The sequence below is a fragment of the Streptomyces sp. NBC_00076 genome, assembly GCF_045041235.1.
Classification (GTDB): Bacteria; Actinomycetota; Actinomycetes; order Streptomycetales; family Streptomycetaceae; genus Streptomyces.
On record NZ_CP108242.1, the window covers coordinates 1162229 to 1182577 of the forward strand.

General features: G+C 72.5%; 14 protein-coding genes and 1 pseudogene. 6 read left to right on the forward strand and 9 right to left on the reverse strand.

All coding sequences use genetic code 11. From position 1 onward, the window contains the following. Positions 1-8: 8 nt before the first annotated feature. Positions 9-509 carry a metallophosphoesterase family protein gene (locus OHA64_RS05375; RefSeq protein ID WP_405608621.1) on the reverse strand — a complete coding sequence of 167 codons (501 nt, stop codon included), beginning with the start codon at positions 507-509 and terminating at the stop codon, positions 9-11. A 265-nt stretch (positions 510-774) separates the two neighbouring features. Here OHA64_RS05375 and OHA64_RS05380 point away from each other — a divergent pair, with 265 nt between their 5' ends. Continuing rightward, entirely contained in the window at positions 775-2718 is a 1944-nt protein-coding gene (locus OHA64_RS05380; RefSeq protein ID WP_405608624.1) for a glycosyltransferase family 2 protein, read from the forward strand. Between the two features lie 198 nt (positions 2719-2916). Here the strand turns inward: OHA64_RS05380 and OHA64_RS05385 are convergent, their stop codons facing one another. From OHA64_RS05385 to OHA64_RS05415, 7 genes are all read right to left on the reverse strand, one after another. Continuing rightward, positions 2917-3720, reverse strand: coding sequence for a class I SAM-dependent methyltransferase (locus OHA64_RS05385; protein WP_405608626.1), 804 nt, complete (start codon positions 3718-3720; stop codon positions 2917-2919). After that, positions 3717-4592 (reverse strand): dTDP-4-dehydrorhamnose reductase, encoded by an 876-nt coding sequence (gene rfbD / locus OHA64_RS05390; protein ID WP_405608628.1) that lies wholly within the window; start codon positions 4590-4592, stop codon positions 3717-3719. Before rfbD ends, OHA64_RS05385 begins: the two co-directional genes overlap by 4 nt. Then, positions 4589-5566 carry a dTDP-glucose 4,6-dehydratase gene (gene rfbB, locus OHA64_RS05395; protein ID WP_405608631.1) on the reverse strand — a complete coding sequence of 326 codons (978 nt, stop codon included), beginning with the start codon at positions 5564-5566 and terminating at the stop codon, positions 4589-4591. Before rfbB ends, rfbD begins: the two co-directional genes overlap by 4 nt. Further along, positions 5563-6630, reverse strand: a complete 1068-nt coding sequence (locus tag OHA64_RS05400) for a glucose-1-phosphate thymidylyltransferase (RefSeq protein ID WP_405608634.1) — start codon at positions 6628-6630, stop codon at positions 5563-5565. Before OHA64_RS05400 ends, rfbB begins: the two co-directional genes overlap by 4 nt. A 96-nt stretch (positions 6631-6726) precedes the next feature. Continuing rightward, complete coding sequence (locus OHA64_RS05405; RefSeq protein WP_405608637.1) at positions 6727-6906, reverse strand: hypothetical protein; 180 nt, start codon at positions 6904-6906, stop codon at positions 6727-6729. Between the two features lie 193 nt (positions 6907-7099). After that, positions 7100-7519, reverse strand: coding sequence for a CBS domain-containing protein (locus OHA64_RS05410; protein WP_405608640.1), 420 nt, complete (start codon positions 7517-7519; stop codon positions 7100-7102). Positions 7520-7590: 71 nt separating this feature from the next. Beyond that, a complete protein-coding gene (locus OHA64_RS05415) occupies positions 7591-10056 on the reverse strand; it encodes a SpoIIE family protein phosphatase (RefSeq protein WP_405608643.1) in 2466 nt (821 codons plus the stop codon). A 188-nt stretch (positions 10057-10244) separates the two neighbouring features. Here OHA64_RS05415 and lanKC point away from each other — a divergent pair, with 188 nt between their 5' ends. The 4 genes from lanKC to OHA64_RS05435 all read left to right on the forward strand — a co-directional run bounded on the left by lanKC (position 10245) and on the right by OHA64_RS05435 (position 17274). Next, the gene (gene lanKC / locus OHA64_RS05420; RefSeq protein WP_405608646.1) at positions 10245-12971 is read left to right on the forward strand and encodes a class III lanthionine synthetase LanKC; all 2727 of its coding nucleotides are present in this window, start codon (positions 10245-10247) and stop codon (positions 12969-12971) included. A 41-nt stretch (positions 12972-13012) separates the two neighbouring features. Beyond that, positions 13013-13129: a SapB/AmfS family lanthipeptide gene (locus OHA64_RS05425; RefSeq protein WP_054233519.1), complete on the forward strand. Its 117-nt coding sequence runs from the start codon at positions 13013-13015 to the stop codon at positions 13127-13129. Between the two features lie 114 nt (positions 13130-13243). Then, entirely contained in the window at positions 13244-15241 is a 1998-nt protein-coding gene (locus OHA64_RS05430) for an ABC transporter transmembrane domain-containing protein (RefSeq protein ID WP_405608651.1), read from the forward strand. Next, positions 15238-17274: an ATP-binding cassette domain-containing protein gene (locus OHA64_RS05435; RefSeq protein WP_405608654.1), complete on the forward strand. Its 2037-nt coding sequence runs from the start codon at positions 15238-15240 to the stop codon at positions 17272-17274. Before OHA64_RS05430 ends, OHA64_RS05435 begins: the two co-directional genes overlap by 4 nt. Here the strand turns inward: OHA64_RS05435 and OHA64_RS05440 are convergent. Beyond that, positions 17197-17820, reverse strand: a pseudogene (locus OHA64_RS05440) (LuxR C-terminal-related transcriptional regulator); the annotation flags it as partial. The gene OHA64_RS05435 and the pseudogene OHA64_RS05440 overlap by 78 nt on opposite strands. A gap of 232 nt (positions 17821-18052) precedes the next feature. On the opposite strand from OHA64_RS05440, the gene OHA64_RS05445 reads away from it, so the two are divergent. After that, positions 18053-20206 carry a SpoIIE family protein phosphatase gene (locus OHA64_RS05445; protein WP_405608657.1) on the forward strand — a complete coding sequence of 718 codons (2154 nt, stop codon included), beginning with the start codon at positions 18053-18055 and terminating at the stop codon, positions 20204-20206. The last annotated feature ends 143 nt before the right edge of the window (positions 20207-20349 follow it).

Below are 20349 nucleotides of genomic sequence, written 5' to 3' on the forward strand. Positions count from 1 at the left end.
AGTGCCCGCTATCGCGGTGGCAACGGGTGCAGGGTCACGTCCGTGAGCGTGCCGTCGGTCACCGACGCGGTCATGTACGTGTGGTGGGGCTGGCGGCGGCGGTCGGTCGGGGAGCCCGGATTGAGCAGCCGAAGGCCGGAGTGGGCGGTGGTGTCCCACGGGATGTGGCTGTGCCCGAAGACCAGGACGTCCGTGTCCGGGAAGCGGGCGGCGCAGCGTGCCTCGCGGCCCTGGGCGGGACCTGTCTCATGGACGACCGCGAAGCGCAGGCCGCCCAGATCGGCGTACGCGATCTCGGGCAGCCGAGCGCGGAGCTGCGGACCGTCGTTGTTGCCGTACACGGCGACGAGTCGGCGGCTGCGGCTCTCCAGCAGGTCGAGGGTGGCCGTGTCGACCCAGTCCCCGGCGTGGAACACCACGTCGGCACGCGGGAGTTCGGCGAGCAGCGGCGCGGGGAGTTCCCTCGCGCGCTTGGGGAGGTGGGTGTCGGACATCAGCAGGAGACGCACGGGGGCAGCCTAGGGCGAGTGGAGGGTCGGCGGACGCCGAGACGCACCGCGGCGGCGCGGAACGGATCTTCCCACTTCTGGGCGAGTCCGGTACAACGGCTCCGCTCCTGGAATTGCCGGCCAAATTACTGGGCTGACCGGGCCACTTGGGCGCACAGTCCGGGGGCCGGAGGTGGACGGCGTGCCCGGTGGCGTTAGCATCGGCCCACCGCGTAGCAGCCCATATCGCCACGCGGCCAGCGACCCAAGGGGGGCCCGGAGGCCGATGCCGGTCAAAGTCAGCGTCATTGTTCCCGTCTACAACCCGGGGATCTACATCGAGGACTGCATCGCCTCACTGCTGAGGCAGTCGCTGCCACCCGACGAGTACGAAATGGTCTTCGTCGACGACGGCTCCACCGACGACACGCCCGCCCGGCTCGACGCGCTCGCCGCCGAGAACCCGCGGGTCAAGGTGATCCACCAGGAGAACTCCGGCTGGTCTGGCAAGCCCCGCAACGTCGGCATCGCCGCCTCCGAGGGCGCGTACGTCATGTTCGTCGACAACGACGACTACCTCGGCGACGAGGCCCTGGAGCGGATGTACGACTACGGCGTGGCGAACGGTGCCGACGTCGTCATCGGCAAGATGGCCGGCAAGGGCCGTCCCGTGCCGGTGGAGCTCTTCCGCCGCAACCATCCGCACGCCAGTGTGGAGAACGCCCCGCTGATCGACAGCCTCACCCCGCACAAGATGTTCCGGCGGGCGTTCCTCGACGACATCGGGCTGCGCTACCCGGAAGGCCGACGGCGGCTGGAGGACCACGTCTTCGTCACCGAGGCGTTCCTGCGCGCGGACAACGTCTCGGTGCTCAGCGACTACGTCTGCTACTACCACGTCAAGCGCGACGACGCCTCCAACGCGGGCTTCCAGCGCTTCGACCCGGTCGGCTACTTCAAGAACCTGCGCGAGGCCCTCGACGTCGTCGAGCGCTACACCCGGCCGGGCGCCCTGCGGGACCGGCTCCACCGGCGCTGGCTGCGCAACGAGATGGTCGAGCGGATGCGCGCCCGACGTCTGCTGAACGCGCCCGTGGACTACCGCAAGGAACTCTTCGACGAGATCCGCGGTGTCGTCGTGGAGCGTTTCGGGCCCGGCGTCGCGGCCGGACTGCCACTGACCCAGCGGATCATCGCCGAACTGATCGCCGCCGACCGGTTCGACGACGTCGTGGCGTTCGCCGAGTGGGAGGCATCGGTCGCCGTGCGCGCCGAGCCCGGACCCGTCCGGTGGGAGGACGGCGCACTGAAGATCGACCTGACCGCCGAGTACCGGCTCGGCGGCCGGCCGATGACGTTCCCGGCCGACCGGACCGGCGCCGCGCCCACCGGTCCTCCGCGGGACGTGACCGACGCCGTCGGACGGGTGAGCGCCGACAGCGTCGAGCAGTTCGGGAAGGCCACGGCGGACCTGCTGGTGCGCGAACGCGCCAGTTCCGCGCAGTACTTCCAGCCGGTCGAGTTCACCCGGGAGATCGTCCCGGTGGAGGACGGCGAGGGGGTCCGGCTGGTGTTGCGGGCCACCGCCACCGTCGATCCCGCCAGTGCGGCCGGCGGCATCGCGCCGGGCAACGGCCTGTGGGACGTGTTCGTACGCGTCAAACTGGGCGGCTGGACGAAGGAGTGCCGGCTGGGGCCGATGCCCCACAACGGCCGGGCGGCCGCCTCCGCCGGCGTGGTGGCCGACCGGGTCCTGCTGCCGTACTGGACCGACCGAGGCCATCTCGCCCTGGACGTGGACCGCGCGAGCAAGCGTCTGGGCCTGTTCGGGCTCGGCTCCGGGGACATCGCCGTCACCGGCGACCGACTGCGGGCGTCCCTGCCGCTGTACGTGCCCGGCGACACCGAGGTGTTGCTCCGGCTCACCGGCCCGACCTCCCCGGACATCCCCGGCACACTGACCCCGGACGGCTCCGGCGCGCGGCTGGAGGCCGTACTGCCCGCTGGTGAACTCACGGGCGCGGCCCGGCAGGTCATGCTCTGTCCGGTGCCGAAGGCGGACGAGCGGCGCTACCTCCCGCTGCCGGTCGCCGTGCGCACCGGGGTGGGCGGGATGCAGGTGGTACGTCCGTCCGGGCCGAGCGTCGTACTGCGGCTCGCGCGGCGGGTACGGCAGGTCCTGGTCCGGGGCCGCGCCACGGCGGCCCGGGTCAAGGCAAGGAGGGGATGAGCGAGGCGCCTCCCACGGGTGGCCCAGCGGCAAGGAGTTCCGCGGGGCCACCGGGGAGGACCTGAGCCTCGCGCCGGCCCACTGCTCGGCCTCGCCACGGCGTCGCTCGCCCTGGACAAGTAAGACGGAGGGGGTCCGGTCCGCTTCTGCGGTACCGGACCCCCTCCGACTGATACGAGGGCCTGCGCGGCCCGGGGTTCAGCGGCTGACGGCGATCTGGCTCAGCGCCTTGCGCAGCGGCTCCCAGCCACGGGAGCGCGGGATGCCGAGGTTGCGCGCCCGCACCAGCGGGCGCCAGAAGGGCGCCTGGACCAGCGTCTCGGGCGTCACCGCCTGCACCCGCTCCAGGATCGCCTCGGGCACCTTCTGCGGGTCGGGCACCTCGAACTCGGCGATGATCTCGTCGTACTTCTCGTCCAGCACGGTGTTGTTCGGGTCGGCGCCGAAGACGACGAGCTGGCCGGTGGGCTGCGTGTCGACCAGGACGGTGACCAGGTCGGGACGGTAGCGGTTGAGGATCTCCACGACCTTGTAGACGTCACCGGTCCACGCGCCGGTGTGGCGGTCGCGGGCGGCCTCGTCGATGTTGCGCGGCAGCATGTCGTCGAGGACGATCACGCTTCCCCAGTCGGAGTGCTTCTCCACGTTCATGAAGTCACGCAGCGCGTACTCGAACAGGTGCATGCCGTCGATGAACGACAGGTCGAGGGTGGTGCCCCGCCAGTAGCCGATCGGGCTGCGGCCGCGGCGCAGGTTGCGCACCGGGTGCCGGCCGCCCTTGAGGTGCGCGAGGGGGTTCTCGCGGGCGAAGAAGTCGTCACTGGTGGCCTTCACCAGGTGGACGTCGCAGCGGATCTCGCTGACCACCTTGAAGGCCGGGTCGATGGCGATGCTGGGGACGCGGGACAACGTCAGGCTGCGGCCGTCGTTGACGCCGATCTCCAGGTAGTTGCGGTTGGCGCTGACCTTGTGCAGCTCCCGGAGGAACTCATGGCGTTTCACGCGGGCGACTCCTTGCGGATCCGGGGAAGGGCTTCGGGCAGGGCGGAACGCCAGTCACGCAGCGGCGGCAGGCCAAGCTGCTGCCAGCGGCCGTGCGCGAGGGCGCTGTAGGCGGGTCGGGGTGCGGGCCGGACAAAGGCCGCACTGCCGACGGGACGCACCCGGTCCGGGTCCGCCCCGAGAAGACGGAACACTTCGCGGGCCAGGTCGTACCAGGTGGTCTCGCCGGAGTTGGTGGCGTGCAGGATACCGCTCGTGTCCCGGCCGATCCGGGGCCCGAGGTCGGCGACACGCTCGGCGACATCCGCGCTCCAGGTCGGCTGCCCACGCTGGTCGTCGACGACGTCCACGGTGTCACGACGGGATTCGAGTTCGGTCATCGTACGGACGAAGCTGCGGCCGTGCACGCCGTACAGCCACGCGGTGCGCAGGACGACGCCCGCGCCGGGGAGCTCCCGCAGCACGGCGCGCTCTCCGGCGAGCTTGGTGCGGCCGTACGCGGTGCGGGGTGCGGGCTGGTGGTCCTCCGGGTACGGGGTGGTGCGGGCCTCGCCGGAGAAGACGTAGTCGGTGGAGACGTGGACGAGCCGTGCGCCCTGTCCGGCGGCGGCACGGGCCAGCAGGCGCGGTCCGTCGCCGTTGATCGCGAGGGCGCGTTCCTCGTCGGTCTCGGCGTCGTCGACGGCGGTGTAGGCCGCGCAGTTGACCACGATGTCGGGCCGGTGCTCGGCGAAGGCACCCTCGACGGCCTCGGGCCGGGTGATGTCGAGGGCGGCCCGGTCGAGGCCGATCACCTCTTCGTCACGGCCGCGGAGCTCCTCGACGACATCACGGCCGAGCATGCCACCGGCGCCGGTGACCAGCCACTTCATGACAGGCCCTGCGCGCGCCGCTTCAGGGGCTCCCACCAGGCACGGTTGTCCCGGTACCAGGCGACGGTGTCGGCGAGGCCGGCCGCGAAGTCGTGCCGGGGCCGGTAGCCCAGCTCGTCGCGGATCTTCGTCCAGTCGACGGAGTACCGCAGATCGTGGCCCTTGCGGTCGGTGACGCGGTCCACGCGGTCCCAGTCGGCGCCGCAGGCCTCGAGGAGCAGGCCGGTCAGCTCCTTGTTGCTGAGCTCGGTGCCGCCGCCGATGTTGTACACCTCGCCCGCGCGGCCCCGGGTACGCACCAGTTCGACGCCCTGGCAGTGGTCCTCGACGTGCAGCCAGTCGCGGACGTTGAGGCCCTCCCCGTACAGCGGGACGTTCTTCCCGTCGAGGAGGTTGGTGACGAACAGCGGGATGACCTTCTCGGGGAACTGGTGCGGCCCGTAGTTGTTGGAGCACCGGGTGACGCGCACGTCCAGCCCGTGGGTGTGGTGGTAGGCCAGGGCCAGCAGGTCGGAGGAGGCCTTGGAGGCGGAGTACGGGGAGCTGGGCCGCAGCGGGTGCTCCTCGGGCCAGGAGCCCTGCTCGATGGAGCCGTAGACCTCGTCGGTGGAGATGTGCACGAAGGTCCGCACGCCCTGGCGCAGGGCCGCGTCCAGGAGGGTCTGGGTGCCCACCACGTTGGTGAGGACGAAGTCGTCCGCGCCGCTGATCGAGCGGTCCACGTGCGACTCGGCGGCGAAGTGCACGACCTGGTCGGCGTCCGCCGTCAGCTTGTCGACGAGTTCGGCGTCACGGATGTCGCCCTGCACGAACTCCAGCCGGGGATGGTCGAGTTCGAGGTTGTCGAGGGTGCCGGCGTAGGTGAGCTTGTCCAGCACCGTGATGCGGGGGGCGTCGGGTTCGTCGGACGCGAGGAGCGTACGGACGTAGGTGGAGCCGATGAACCCGGCGGCGCCGGTGACGAGAAGGTTCATGAATGGATCTGCACCTTGCTGTGATCTCCGAGGACGAGACGGTGGGCACTGGGCACGCTGGGCGCCGGGGTCACCTCGACGTGACGGCCGATCAGTGAGGCCTCGATCCTGCCCACGCCGCGGATCGAGGAGTCCCGCAGCACGATCGAGAACTCCAGCTCGCTGTCGGTGATCCGGCAGTTCTCCGCGACGGAGGTGAAGGGACCGACGTAGGAGTCACTGACCACTGTGCCGGAGCCGATGATGACCGGCCCGACGACACGCGAGTTCGAGATGCGTGCCCCCTCCTCCAGCACCACGCGTCCGATGGTCTCGGAGTGCTCGTCGACCTCGCCGTCGATGCGTCGGTCCAGGGTCTCCAGGACCCGCCGGTTCACCTCCAGCATGTCAGCGACGTTACCCGTGTCCTTCCAGTAGCCGTTGATGACCGTGGAGCGGACATCGGAACGGTTGTCGATGAGGTGCTGGATGGCGTGGGTGATCTCCAACTCGCCCCGCCAGGACGGCTTGATCGCGCGCACCGCCTCGTGGATCAGCGGCGTGAACAGGTAAACGCCGACCAGGGCGAGGTCGCTGCGGGGGTGTTCCGGTTTCTCCTCCAGGCCGATGACCTGCCCGTCCGGGTCGAGTTCGGCGACGCCGAAGGACCGCGGGTCGGGTACCTGGGTGAGCAGGATCTGGGCGTCGGGCCGGTTGTCGCGGAACTCGTCGACGAGGTCGCTGATGCCGCCGACGATGAAGTTGTCGCCGAGGTACATCACGAAGTCGTCGTCGCCGAGGAAGTCCTGGGCGATCAGTACGGCGTGGGCGAGTCCCAGCGGCCGTTCCTGGGGGATGTAGGTGATCTCCAGGCCGAACTTCGAGCCGTCCCCGACGGCCTCCTGGATCTCCGCGGCGGTGTCTCCGACGATCATGCCCACCTCGGTGATGCCGGCCGCCGCGATGGACTCCAGGCCGTAGAAGAGGACGGCCTTGTTCGCCACTGGGACCAACTGCTTGGCGGAGGTGTGCGTGATCGGTCGCAACCGGGTACCGGCGCCCCCGGACAGCACGAGTGCCTTCATCTGCTTCACCTTAGTCCGTTGCCCGACGTGGGGGGAACGGACCATGGCTAACGGGCAGCTCGTCGGTTAAGAGGACGACGGGAGGAGCGGGAGGGTTCAGTCCTCGCCCCGGAAAATGTTCTCCTCGGAGCCGGTTCGCGCCGGGCGGGGCGCGCTCGTCTCCTCGACCGCCGGGAGGCAGGTACGCAGGGCGCGGACGCCGCGCAGACGGCGGGCCCTCGACCAGCCCGTCTCGGGCCTGCGGACTACTGGTTGCTCACTGATCTGCGCGGTCACGGCGCTTCATCTTCCTTCTGTGTCCCGTCCTGCCTCCGGCCCACCGCGGACCGGGGCGGCTTGTCCTTCCGTGCCGTGCGTCCGGGTCCCCGCCTACGCTCCGGGCAAACCCGCCGCCCCGGCCGGCGCCGCTTCGGCCGGGGCGGCGAGTGTCGGACAGTCGAGCGAGTCCCCGATGCACCCGATCGGGTGCTCAGGTGTTGGGCCGGGCGGCGCTGATGTCGCCCAGGGCGGACTCCGGGTCGCGTTCCATGGCCAGGTCGGCGAGGGCCACCATCCCGACGGGGTGGCCGCTCTCGACGACCGGAACACGGCGTACCGCGTGCTCGCGCATGACCTCGATCGCGTGGTCCAGGTCGTCCTGGGGGCTCACGGTGACCAGGTCGTCGCTGCAGGCGCCGGCGACGGTGGTCTGCTCGGGGTCGCCGCCCTCGGCGAGTGCGCGCACCACCAGGTCACGGTCGGTGACCAGGCCGCGCAGGGTGTCGCCGTCCGAGACCAGGACGGCTCCGATGTCCCGGTCGCGCATGATCCGGGCGACGGCGGTCACGGAGGTCTGCGGTTCCACGGTGACCGGGGCGCTGGTCATGATGTCGCTGACGTGCTGGGTCATGACGTGCCTCTCTGCTCGGGACGGGCGATCCGGGTACCCGTCCGGGCCGGACCTCTTCACCCAGGACGTCTTCACCCGCTCAGTTCGATCTCGCTCCAGACCTGTTTGCCGCCGCTGACGGGCACGGCCCCCCAGGCGGCCGACATGGCCTCGACGAGGAGGATGCCGCGGCCGCCGGTGGCGTCCCAGCTGACGCTGGTCGGCTTGACGGGGGTGCGCGGGGAGGAGTCTGCGACGGCGACGCGCAGCAGGTGGTTGATGCGGGTGAGGTCGAGGCGGACCCGGCCGTCGGTGTGCACCAGGGCGTTGGTGACGAGTTCGGAGACGACGAGGAGGGCCGTGTCCAGGGCGTCGTCCGGAACGCCCCAGGCACGCAGGGTGCGGCGGGTGAATCGGCGGGTGTGTCCGACGGCCTGGGGGACGCGCCACACCGTCCAGCTCTCGCGCTGCGGGAGGGAGGCCATGCCGTCGTAGCGCACGAGGAGCAGGGCGACGTCGTCGCTGCGGCGCGCGTTGCCGAGGAGGGCATCGGCGACGAGCCCGAGGTCAACGGGGTCACAGGCGGCCAGGTCGCGGGCGAGGCGGTCCATGCCCTCGTCGATGTCGGTCTCCACGGACTCGACCAGGCCGTCCGTGGTCAGAGCGAGGACCGTCCCGGGCTGCAGCCTGAGGGGGCTCATCGGGAAGTCGGCCTGCGTCAGCACACCGAGCGGCGGTCCCCCTTCCGCTTCGGCGATCTCCGTCGAGCCGTCCGGGTGACGCAGCACCGGCGGCAGGTGCCCGGCGCGCACACACCAGGCGGAGCCCTCCTCCAGGTCGACGTCGACATAGGCGCAGGTGGCGAAGAGGTCGGTCTCCAGGTCCGCGAGGAGCCGGTTGGCGCGCGAGACCACCACGTCGGGCGGATGACCCTCGACGGCGTAGGCGCGCAGCGCGGTACGCATCTGGCCCATGAGAGTGGCGGCGGCCGCACTGTGGCCCTGGACGTCGCCGATGACAAGGGCGACATGATTGTCGGGCAGCGGGATGACGTCGTACCAGTCGCCACCGAGCTCCAGACCGGCCGTGCTCGGCAGATAGCGGGTGACGGCGACCGCGCCGGGCAGCTCGGGCAGCCGGCGGGGCAGCAGCTGGCGCTGGAGCATGCCGACGAGTTCGTGCTCGGCGTCGAAGGCGTGGGCACGCATCAGTGCCTGCCCGGCGAGGCCGGCGGAGGCGGTGAGCAGGGCACGTTCGTCGGGGCCGAATTCGTGCGGGGCGTCCCAGCCGATCAGACAGGCGCCGGCCATGCGGCCCACGGCGGGCAGCGGCAGTACGGCCAGTCCGCCGGGGCCGACCTCGGCGAGGGCGGGCTCAAGCACGGTGCCGGCGGGCCAGATCTGGGCGCGGCCCTCGCGCAGGGCGGCGGCGAGGGTGGGCATCGTCCGCACCGGGGCGTCGGGCCACTCGCTGCGCCACTCCCGGCGCCACAGCTCCGGCCAGGCCTCCTGTTCGGGCGGGTCGAGGACGGTGACGACGAGCCGGTCGTTCTCCAGCTCGGCGAGCGCGATCCGGTCGGCCCGCAGCGGGCCCCGCAGCGCGGAGACGACCGCCTGGCCGACGTCGCGGACGGTGCCGGCGATGGCGAGGGCCGCGGCCAGGCGCTGCACCCGGGCCACGTCGGTGACCTCGGAGCGCAGCTTGGAGGCGTCAGTGACGGTGCCCACCAGCCGTGCGAGCCGACCCTCGCCGCCCGGCAGGAGACGTCCACGCAGCCGCAGCCATTTGGGCGGGCCGGAGGGCTGGAGCACCCGGAACTCCAGCTCACGGTCGCCGATGGACATGTGGTCGGCCTCGACCACGGACATCAGCGAGGGCAGGTCCTCCGGCACGGTCAGCCCGAGCAGCGTCTCGACCTTGCCGTCGAAGCCCTCGGCGTCCTCGGCACCGAGTCCGAACAGCTCAAGGACCTCCTCCCCCACCTCCACCCGGCCGCTGTCCATGGCGAGGCTGAAGGCGCCCGGGGGCAGCTCGGCGCCCTCGGCGGGGCGGGCGACGGTGGGGTGGGAGACGGCGTCCGCGAACAGTTCGAGGCAGGTTCGTTCGTCGGGTGCGAAGCCGGCCGACGCCTCGCTCACGGCGAGCAGACAGGCCCCGCCGCCGTCGCCCCGCGCGGGCAGCGCCGCCAGGAAGAACTCCTGGGACCCTGCTCGCCGGGACTCCGGGCAGTCGGCGAGTTCGTCGGGGCCGAACCACACCGGCCGCCCGGCGCGCAGGGCCTCGGCAGCCGGGGACCTGCCGGAGCGCGGATAGCTGTCGCGCAGCCCGTACAACCTCCTCGACACGCCCACCGACTCCACCACGCGCAGCGCGTCGTCGCCCTCTCCCGGGGCGTACACGGCGGCGAAGGTCGCCCCGGCGAAGACCAGCGCCAGTTCGAGGACATGGCGCAGCCGTTCCGGTGAGTCGGGATCGGCCGTGAGCGTTTTCAGGGCGATTTCGGCATGCGGCGTCCGCCTTCTGCCTTCCGCAGCGCCCTCACTGACCACATTCGCCATTACAGCGCGTATGCGGCACCCGCGCAGCCCCTGTGGGCGTTCCGTGGACTCCGCGGCGAACCGGCGCTCGAAACCGTCCGAACATGACTTGACGCATGCGTTCCGCACGGCGAGCTCGTGACAGGCGTGACTGTCCGTGGCCAGCCGCTCACTGGAAAGCTCGGTGCCGTCGCCACGGAGGGGGACGCATGGACAAGCGGTACGAGGTGTACGCGCTCGCCGACAGACACTTCTACGAGACGCCGGACCGGCTGTCCGTGGGAGGGCAGGAGGCGGCGCCCGGGTACGAGACGGCACGGCGCCCGGTGCCCGAGGGGTGGGACGCGGCGCGGATCGGTGACTGGCTGACGCTGACGCCGCTGGACGCGGACGGTTCGCCGGTGCCCGGCCCGGCGCAGGGCTGGAAGATCCACGCCTCGGCCACCCGGGCGAACGCCGAGGAGATCGCCGCGATCGTGTGGGACTACTGCGTGCCCCGGCGCATCCCGTTCAAGTTCGTGCCGGGCCCGCACCTGCTGCACCTGCGGAACACCAAGTACGCGGGCCGCGACACCAGCGGCAAGTTCGTCACCGTGTACCCGGCCGACGAGGAGCAGCTGCACCTCGTACTGCGTGAGCTGGGCGATCTGCTGAAGGGCTACGAGGGGCCGTACATCCTCACCGATCTGCGCTGGTACGACGGTCCGCTGTACGTCCGCCACGGCGCGTTCGCCCGCACCTTCGTCGTCGACGAGCGCGGTTCGCTGGTGCCGGCGGTGCGCAACGGCGAGGGCCGCCTGGTGCCGGACCGGCGGGCGCCGTCGTTCCAGGTGCCGGAGTGGGTGACCCTGCCGGCGTTCCTGGAACCGCATCTGGCGGCGCGGAACACCACGACGGTGGGCGAGCTGCCGTACCGGATCGAAAAGGCACTGCACTTCTCCAACGGCGGCGGGGTCTACGCGGGCACCGACACCCGGGACGGACGCAAGGTCGTCCTGAAGGAGGGGCGGCCGCACGCGGGGCTGGCCTCCGACGGGGCCGACGCGATAGCCCGCCTGGAGCGGGAGAAGTACGCCCTGGAGCAGGTGTCGGGGACCGGTGTGGTGCCGGAGGTGCGGGACTGGTTCACCCTCGGCGACCACCGCTTCCTGGTCATGGACTTCCTGGAGGGTCGCCCGCTCAACTCGTTCTTCGCCGAGCGGCACCCGCTGCTGACCCCGGATCCCGATCCGGCGGCGGTGGCCTCGTACGCGGCGTGGGCGGTGCGGATCCACGGGGCGGTGGAACGGGCGGTGCGGACGGTCCACGAACGCGGGATCGTCTTCAACGACCTGCATGTCTTCAACATCATGGTGGCGCCCGACGAGGAGTCGGTGTCCCTGCTCGACTTCGAGGCCGCGGCCCCGGTCTCCGAACAGGGCCGCCAGGTGGTCGCGCACCCGGGCTTCTTCGCACCGCCGGACCGCACGGGTGTCGATGTCGACCGGTACGCGCTGGCCTGCCTGCGGCTGGCCCTGTTCCTGCCCGTCACCACGCTGTTCGTGGTCGACCGCGGCAAGGCGGCCCATCTGGCGCAGGTGATTGCCCGTCAGTTTCCGGGCGTGCCGCAGGAGTTCCTCGACGAGGCGGTCGCGGAGATCACGCGGGACGTGGGTGTGCGCCCTTCGTCACCGCCGGCCTCGCTCACGGAGCCCGCCGCCACTTCGGTCAAGCCCGCCTCCTCCGTGGACGCCGCCTCCTTCGTGGATCCCGGGGACTGGCCCTACGGCCGTGACTCGATGGTCAAGGCGCTCCTCGCCTCGGCCACCCCGGAACGCGACGACCGGCTCTTCCCCGGTGACATCGCCCAGTTCTCCGACGGCGGCGGCCTCGGCCTCGCGCACGGCGCGGCAGGTGTGCTGTACACGCTGGACGCGGTCGGCGCCGAGCGGTACGAGGAGGGCGAGCGCTGGCTCCTCGCCCGCACCGCGCCGCCGCCCGCGGGCACACCGCTCGGTCTGTACGACGGTCTCGCGGGCGTCGCCCACGTCCTGGACCGGCTCGGCCACCGGCAGCGGGCCCTCGACCTAATCGACGGGATCCTGAAGGAACGGTGGCAGAACCTCTCCTCCGATCTGCACGGCGGACTCGCCGGCCTCGGCCTGGTCCTCGGTGAACTGGCCCGCACGACCGGTGAACCGGAACTGCGGGAGCGTGCCGTGGAGGCCGCCGACATCCTCGTGGGAAGACTCGCGGAGCCGCTGCCGGAAACCTCCCGGCGACGACGGGCGGGACTGCTGCGGGGTGCGAGCGGGCCCGCGCTGTTCCTGCTGCGGCAGTACGAACTCACCGGAGAGCGAAGGCTGTTGGCGGCGGCCGGGGTGGCGCTGGGCCGGGACCTGGAGTGCTGCGCGACCCGCGAGGGCGGCGCGCTGGAGGTCGACGAGGGCTGGCGGACCCTGCCCTACCTCGGTGACGGCAGCGTGGGCATCGGGATGGTGCTGGACGACTGGCTCGCCCAAGTCTCCGACAGCGGCGGCGCGTTCACGGACCTCGCCGGACCCACCGGACTCGCCGATCTCGTCGACGAGTTCGAGCGGGCCCGCGCCGGCGTGCTGACGGCGGCCACCTCACGCTTCTACGCGCAGCCCGGCCTCTTCCAGGGCCGCGCCGGGATGATCCTGCACCTCGCGAGGACCGGCACACCCGGCGCCGGCACCGAACGGCTCCGCGAACAGATCGCCGGGCTCGGTTGGTTCGCCATGTCCTACCAGGGCCAACTGGCCTTTCCCGGGCACCAGATGATGCGGCTGTCGATGGACCTGGGCACCGGAACGGCAGGGTGCCTGCTCGCGCTCGGCGCGGCCCTCGACGCCCGGGAATCCGCTCACCTGCCGTTCCTGCCGCCGCTCCGGCGGCCCCCACAGCACGGTTCCGCAGACCTGTCGGAGTCGTGATTCAACCCCGTCCCCACGGACGACACACAAGGAGAAACAACATGGCCCTTCTCGACCTGCAGACGATGGAGTCCGACGAGCACACCGGCGGCGGCGGCAACAGCACGGTCAGCCTGCTGTCCTGCATCAGCGCGGCCAGCGTTCTGCTCTGTCTCTGACGACACCGCATGTGAGGGCTCCGGGCGGTCCGCTCCCGCGAGGGAGGGGCCGCCCGGCGTCCCCCTGTCTGGTGTTTTCCGCCATCGGATATCGGATGCGAGGCCGCCAGCCGCATGACGACTCGGAACGCCGACTCCTCGGCGCCTCCCGGAGCACTCGGCCCGGCCGGCCGGCACAGTGGCGGCCGCCTGCTGGTGCTGTGCCTGGTGAGCACGGCCGCGACCGGGGCCGGACTGGCCCTGCCGACCGCCCTGGGCCGGGCCCTCGACCTGCTGCTCGCGCGGGACCCCGCGACCCGCTGGGTGCTGTACTGCGCCGGCCTCGTCCTGCTGCTCGCCCTTCTCGACGCGTGCCAGACCGTGCTGAGCGGCACCGTGGACGCCCGGACCACCGCCTGGCTGCGGCGCCGGCTCACCGGCCACGTCCTCGACGTCGGCCCGCGGGCGGCCGCCCGCTTCGGGTCCGGCGACCTCGTCGCCCGCCTCGTCGGCAACGCCGCACAGGCCGGAACGGCACCGGCCGCCCGCGCCGCGCTGCTCGCCGCGCTCACCGGACCTCTCGGCGCGATGGTGGCGCTGGCCCTGATCGACCCGTGGCTCGCGGCCGTGTTCCTCGCCGGAGCACCGGTGCTCGCCCTGCTGCTGCGCACCCTGGCCCGGGACACCACGGAGTGTGTGGCCCGCTACCAGGAGGTGCAGGGGCGCATCGCGTCCGCGCTCGCGGAGGCCCTCGGCGGCCACCGAACGATCCGGGCGGCCGGTACGGCCGACCGGGAGACGGCACGGATCCTGCGGCCACTGCCCGAACTGTCCCGCTCCGGACACCGTATGTGGCAGGTGCAGGGGCGGGCCGCAGGGCAGGCCGTCGCCGTGGCCCCACTGCTCCAGCTCGCGGTCGTCGCCGTGGCCGGTGTGCTGCTCGTCCGGGACCGGCTGACGGTCGGCGAGGTCCTCGCGGCCTCCCGGTACGCGGTCCTCGCCACCGGCGTCGGCGTGCTGGTCGGACAGCTCGCGGGCCTGGCCCGGGCACGGGCCGCGACCGGACGCCTCGTCGAGGTCCTGACCGAACCCGCACCCGCCTACGGATCGCGGCGTCCACCAGCCGGCCCGGGCCGGCTGGAGCTGCGCGGTGTGGTCGCCCGGCGCGGTGGGCGGGCCGTGCTCGACGGCGTCGACCTGGTCGTACCCGGCGGAACGACCCTCGCGGTGGTCGGGCGGTCGGGCGCGGGCAAGTCGCTGCTCGCCGCGGTCGCCGGGCGGCTCACCGACCCGGATGCCGGGGAGGTACTGCTGGACGGGGTGCCGCTGCGTGAACTGGCCCACGCCGAGCTGCGCCGCGCGATAGGCCACGCCTTCGCACGCCCCGCGCTGCTCGGCACCACCGTCGAGGACGCGATCGGCCTCGGCCTGGCGTCCCCCTCCCCCGCACGCGTCCGGGACGCGGCCCGCACCGCCCGCGCGGACGACTTCGTCCGCCGCCTGCCCGACGGCTACGCCACCGCCGTCGCCGACGCGCCCCGCTCCGGCGGAGAGTCCCAACGCCTGGGTCTGGCAAGGGCGTTCGCCCACGGCGGCCGCCTGCTCATCCTCGACGACGCCCTCTCCAGCCTCGACACGGTGACCGAGGCCCACATCACCCGGGCCCTGCTGGGTGACGGCCCCGGCACCACCCGGCTCCTGATCGCCCACCGCGCGGCGACGGCGGCGCGCGCGGGCGCGGTGGCCTGGCTGGACGGGGGCCGCGTACGGGCGGTGGGACCGCACGAGGAGCTGTGGCGGGATGGGGAGTACCGGGCGGTGTTCGGGGAGGACCAACCACTTGGGGAGGGTGACGGGCTTGGGGAGGATGACGGGCCTGGAGAGGGTAAAGGGCTGGGCGAAGGTGAAGGGCCCGGCGGGGGTGACGGGCCCGGCGGGGGTGGAGAGTTCGGCGAGGCGGACCGGCCCGGGACGCCCTCGGAGGCCGGCGAACTCCGGGGACTCGGCATGCCCGGAGAACCCTCCAAGGCCGGCGAACGCCAGGAACCCGGCAAGCCCGGCAACCTCTCCGAGGCCGGCCAACCCCGGGAACCGGGCACGCCCGGCGCACCAGGGAAACCGGTGTCGTCGTGACTGAGGGGCTGTTCCGGCCCGGGCTTCGCTTCCTGCGGGACAGGTGGCGGGTTCTCGTGCGGCTCGGGGGCTGGTCCGTGCTGGAGACCGCGCAGACCTTTCTCACCGGGTACGCGCCCGCCCGTGCTCTGGACGAGGGGTTCCTGGCCGGACGGACGGAGGTCGGGCTCGGCTGGCTCGCGGTGGCCGGGCTCGGGGTGGTCGTCGGCGCGTACGGCACCGCCCGTGTGTACGCGGCGGTTGCCGCGCTGGTGGAACCACTCCGGGACCGGCTCGTCACACGGGTGGTGGCGCGCGGGGTGCGGGAGGCGGACGGCGGGGCGCTGTCCGGGCTCACCCAGCAGGTGGAGATCGCCCGGGACACCTTCGCCGGGCTGGTGATGGTGTCGCGTTCCTTCCTGTTCACCACGGTCGGCGCGCTCGTCGGCCTGTTCTCGCTCGACCCGCTGCTCCTGCTGGTCGTCGGCCCTCCGCTGCTCGCCGGAGTGGCCCTGTTCGCGGTGACGCTCCGCCCGCTGGCCCGCCGACAGGAGGCGTTCCTCGTCGCGGACGAGGCGCTGGCCGAAAGTCTCGGGGCCGTCTGCCCGGGGCTGCGGGACATCACCGCGACCGGCGCGGAGAAGCAGCTCGCCGCCGCGACGGGCGACCGGATCGACGCCGAACTGCGGGCCGCGCGTTCACTCGCCCGCTGGAGCGTCCTGCGCGTGGCCTCCCTCGCGGTCGGCGGCCAGCTGCCCATCGTGCTCCTGCTCGTCACCACGCCCTGGCTCCTCGCCCACGGTGCCACCACGGGCGCCCTGGTCGGCGCCCTCGCCTACGTCACCCAGTCCCTGCTCCCCGCCCTGCGCAACCTGGTGCACGGCCTGGGCACCAGCGGCTCCCGGCTGGTCGTGGTACTGCGCCGACTGGTCCGCGACGCCGGCGACCCACCGGACGCGAGCGGCCACGGACGGCGGGCTCCCGACGGGCCCGCCGGGCGGCACGGCTCGCCGGCCCCACACCCCGCCGACCCACGCGATCCGGCCGGGGATCCCGTCACGGATCCCCCGGGGTCCTCCGGACCACCAGGCCCCCCGAGCCCGCGGACCAGTCCCACGCAAGCCCGCGCCGCAGCAGCCACCCCCGCCACCCCCGCGTCCCCGACGCCACCCCACCCCGCCCTGTCCCTCACCTCCGTCACCTTCGCCTACGGCCCGCACAGCGCACCCGTCGTCGACGACCTCGACCTCACGCTCCCGCCCGGCGCCCACCTGGCCGTCGTGGGCCCGAGCGGTATCGGGAAGTCCACGCTCACCGCGCTGGTCGCCGGGGTGCTCACCCCCCGCCGCGGCACGATCCGTATCCACGGGAAACCGGTCCCCGGACCGGACGCCGCCGCGCTGCGTGTGCTCATCCCGCAGGAGGCCTACGTCGTCACCGGCACCCTCGCCGAGAACCTCGGGCTGTTCCGGCCGGACCCCGTCCCCGAGCCGGAGCTGCTCGCCGCGGCCGAGGCGGTCGGACTGACCCCGCTGCTCGAGGCGCTCGGCGGGCTCTCGGGTCCCGTGGATCCGGCGGCGCTGTCCGCGGGCGAGCGGCAACTCGTCGCCCTGACCCGGGCCTATCTGTCATACGCCCCGCTCACCCTGCTCGACGAGGCCACCTGTCATCTGGACCCGGTGGCGGAGGAACGAGCCGAGCGGGCCTTCGCGGCCCGCCCCGGCGGCACCCTGGTGGTCGTCGCCCACCGCATCAGCTCGGCGCGGCGGGCCGACCGGGTGCTCGTCATGGACGGGCGGCACACGGCGTACGGCACCCATGACGAGCTGGTACGCCGCTCGACGCAGTACCGGGAACTGGTCGGCAGCTGGACACCCGTGCCCCCGGGGCGGTCACAACCAGCCCTCTCCCTGCGAGATCCGGATCGCGTCGATGCGGTTGCGGGCCCCGGTCTTGCGGGTGATGGCCGCCATGTAGTTGCGCACGGTCCCGTGGGACAGGTGCAGATTCCCGGCGATCTCCGCGACGGAGGCTCCCTCCGCCGCGAGGGTTAACACGCTGAGTTCTCTTCGGGTCAGCGGCATCTGCGCGGCCTTGAGGAAACCGAAGCCGAGCGAGTCGTCGACGAAACGTTTCCCCTCGGCGACTCGCCGGATTCCGCGGACCAAATTCTCCGGCGAACCCTCCTTGTCGACGTAGCCGAGGGCCCCCTCCTCGGCCGCCCGCTTCAACAGTCCGGGCCGGTTCGCGGAGGCCAGCACGAGCAGCCCCGGCGAGACCGGGTCCGGGCCCCGCACGGACAGGTCACCGAGCGGCGGGATGCCGTAGGTGTCCGAGCACTCCAGGTCGGCCGCGCAGACATCCGGCCGGACGGACCGCACCCTGCCGTGCGCGCCCCGCCACGGCGTGTCGAACACCCGCAACTGCGGGTCCCGGCACAGCCACTCCGCAAGTACCGATCTCACCAGACACTCGTCGTGCACCAGAAGCACCCGGATCACTGCCACCCCTTCAGCTCGCCGTACGCCGGTTCCAAGATGTGGAACGCGTGCCCCATTGTTCGCGCCCCTGACCCTTCGCGGGCACGGAGAACCGGCCATCAGGGGGCGCGGGGGCGCACGCACGGCGCCCGCATATCGCCGCGCGCATCGAATGTGGGGGCATGTGCCGGACGCAACTGGGTATACACGGCGTCCCACCGTCCCCCCGGGGTATCCGGATGCCCTTCATCCGCGCCGTTGCCGGACGGCCCTCACGTCGCTCGTCGTGCGCGACGGGCAGCCAAGGGGGAGATTTGATCCCACAGAACCCATCGCGCGCTCGTGCGAGGAGGTGGTCGGCGTGTCCGAGGGGCAGACGTCCGGCCAGGCGCCGGTGACGGCCCGGACGCGGGTCGGCCGCCCGCTGCTGTCGCTGGCGCTGGCCTCGATGATGGACGAGGTGCACGCGCACTCCGGCGCGGTCTACCTGCTGGCGCCCGACGGGGCGGTGCTGGAGATGGCGGTGATGGCGGGGCTGCCGCGCGCGTTCGCGGCGCCCTGGGAACGGGTGGGGCTGAGCGCGCCGATCCCGGTGGCCGAAGCGGTGCGCGAGCGGCGGCTGGTGTGGGTCGGCGGGGAACAGGAGATGGCGGTCCGCTTTCCTCGGATCGCGGTGGTGCTGCCGTACCCCTTCGCGCTGGCCGCGGTTCCGGTCGCCACCGCGTCGACGGTGTACGGGGCGGTGTTCGTGACCTGGCCCGGGGCACATCCACCGAAGCTGTCCGACCGGGAGCGGGACCATCTGACGGCCTCCTGCGGGCGGCTCGCGGTGCGGCTGGAGCGCGCCGTCGAGGAGAGCGTCCCGCTGCACACCGAACCGGACCTGCTCGACGCGCCCGCGCTGGGCGGGGCGGCCGGGACGCTCGGCTCCGTGGAGGCGGCGCGGATGGTGGCGCGGCTGCCGTACGGGCTGTGCTCGCTCGATCTGCACGGGCGGATCACCTTCGCCAACACGGCCGCCGCCGAACTGATCGGCGTCCCGGCCGGTGATCTGCTCGGTTCCCAGTTGTGGGCCTCGGTGCCCTGGCTCAACGACCCGGTGTACGAGGACCGTTACCGGGCCGCGCTGCTCAGCCAGCACAGCACGTCGTTCGTGGCGCTGCGGCCGCCCGGCGAGTGGCTCTCGTTCCGGATGTATCCGAGCACGAACGGGCTGAGCGTGCGGATCAGCCGGGCACGGGCCGTGGCGGAGATGAGGCGGTCCGGACCGCGGCCCGGCGACGCCTCGCCCCGGCTGGTCACCATCTCCCAGGTGCTGAGCCTGGCGGGCGCGCTCACCGAGGCGGTGGGCGTGCAGGACGTGGTGCAGTTGGTCGCCGACGAGATCGCGCCCGCCGTGGGCAGCAACGCCCTGGTGGTCCTCGGTTCCCGGGCGGGCCGGCTGCACGTGCTGGGGCATCGCGGGTACGCGGACCCGCAGGTCGTGGAGCGGTTCGACGGGCTGCCGCTGACGGCACGGACCCCGGGCACGCACGTCCTGATCAACGGGGTGCCGGGCTTCTTCGAGTCCCGGGAGCAGTTGGAGCACCTGTATCCGGAGCGGCACGAGACCTCCGACGGGTTCGCCGCCTGGGCGTATCTGCCGCTGATCGCCTCCGGCCGTCCGGTGGGCACCTGTGTGCTGGCCTATCCCGAGCCGCATCCCTTCCCGGCGGACGAGCGGGCGGTGCTGACCAGTCTGGGAGGACTGATCGCCCAGGCGCTTGAGCGGGCGATGCTCTACGACGCCAAGCAGCAACTGGCCCACGGTCTGCAGGAGGCGCTGCTGCCGCATTCGCTGCCGTCGTTGCCGGGCATCGAGGCGGCGGCGCGCTATCTGCCGGCCACGCAGGGCATGGAGATCGGCGGTGACTTCTACGACCTGGTGCCGACGCGGGGGCTCGCGGCGGCGGTGATCGGGGACGTACAGGGTCACAACGTGACCGCGGCGGGGCTGATGGGACAGATACGTACGGCCGTACGCGCCTACACCGCGGTCGGGCAGCCGCCGGAGGAGGTCATGCGCAGCACCAACAGGCTGCTGATCGACCTCGGCTCCGATCTGTTCGCCAGCTGTCTGTATCTGCGGCTCGACCCGGGGCGCGGGCGGGCCGTGATGGCCCGGGCGGGACATCCGCCGCCGCTGCTGCGCCGGCCGGACGGGCGGGTACGGGTGCTCGACCTGGCGGGCGGACCACTGCTGGGCATCGACGGCGCGGCCACCTATCCGACCACGGAGGTGAGCCTGGCTCCCGGCTCTGTCCTCGTCCTCTACACCGACGGGCTGATCGAGTCGCCCGGCGTCGACATCGAGGACGCGCTCGCGGAGCTCGGGCAACGACTGGCCGAGGCCGGGGACCGACCACTGGACGAACTGGCCGACGATCTCGTCCGGCACGGAGCGGCCACCGGGGAGCGAGTCGACGACGTGGCACTGCTGCTGCTCAGGGCTCACAAGACCGACTGACCCGATCTGACCGGGGTGGGCGGCTCGCACGGCGACGCCCCTCGTCCGGCACCCGAGCGGGTGCGGACGAGGGGCGTCGTGAAACGGACCGGTCCGGCCCTCCCGCCGGAGGGCCGGACCGGTCCACCACCGGCCGGAACCCG

Excerpts from the sequence above, each read along its gene's own strand:
- OHA64_RS05380 (WP_405608624.1), top strand. The coding sequence starts at position 775 with ATGCCGGTCAAAGTCAGCGTCATTGTTCCCGTCTACAACCCGGGGATC.
- rfbD (WP_405608628.1), bottom strand. The coding sequence starts at position 4,592 with ATGAAGTGGCTGGTCACCGGCGCCGGTGGCATGCTCGGCCGTGATGTC.
- rfbB (WP_405608631.1), bottom strand. The coding sequence starts at position 5,566 with ATGAACCTTCTCGTCACCGGCGCCGCCGGGTTCATCGGCTCCACCTAC.
- OHA64_RS05400 (WP_405608634.1), bottom strand. The coding sequence starts at position 6,630 with ATGAAGGCACTCGTGCTGTCCGGGGGCGCCGGTACCCGGTTGCGACCG.
- OHA64_RS05410 (WP_405608640.1), bottom strand. The coding sequence starts at position 7,519 with ATGACCCAGCACGTCAGCGACATCATGACCAGCGCCCCGGTCACCGTG.
- OHA64_RS05415 (WP_405608643.1), bottom strand. The coding sequence starts at position 10,056 with ATGGCGAATGTGGTCAGTGAGGGCGCTGCGGAAGGCAGAAGGCGGACG.
- lanKC (WP_405608646.1), top strand. The coding sequence starts at position 10,245 with ATGGACAAGCGGTACGAGGTGTACGCGCTCGCCGACAGACACTTCTAC.
- OHA64_RS05425 (WP_054233519.1), top strand. The coding sequence starts at position 13,013 with ATGGCCCTTCTCGACCTGCAGACGATGGAGTCCGACGAGCACACCGGC.
- OHA64_RS05430 (WP_405608651.1), top strand. The coding sequence starts at position 13,244 with ATGACGACTCGGAACGCCGACTCCTCGGCGCCTCCCGGAGCACTCGGC.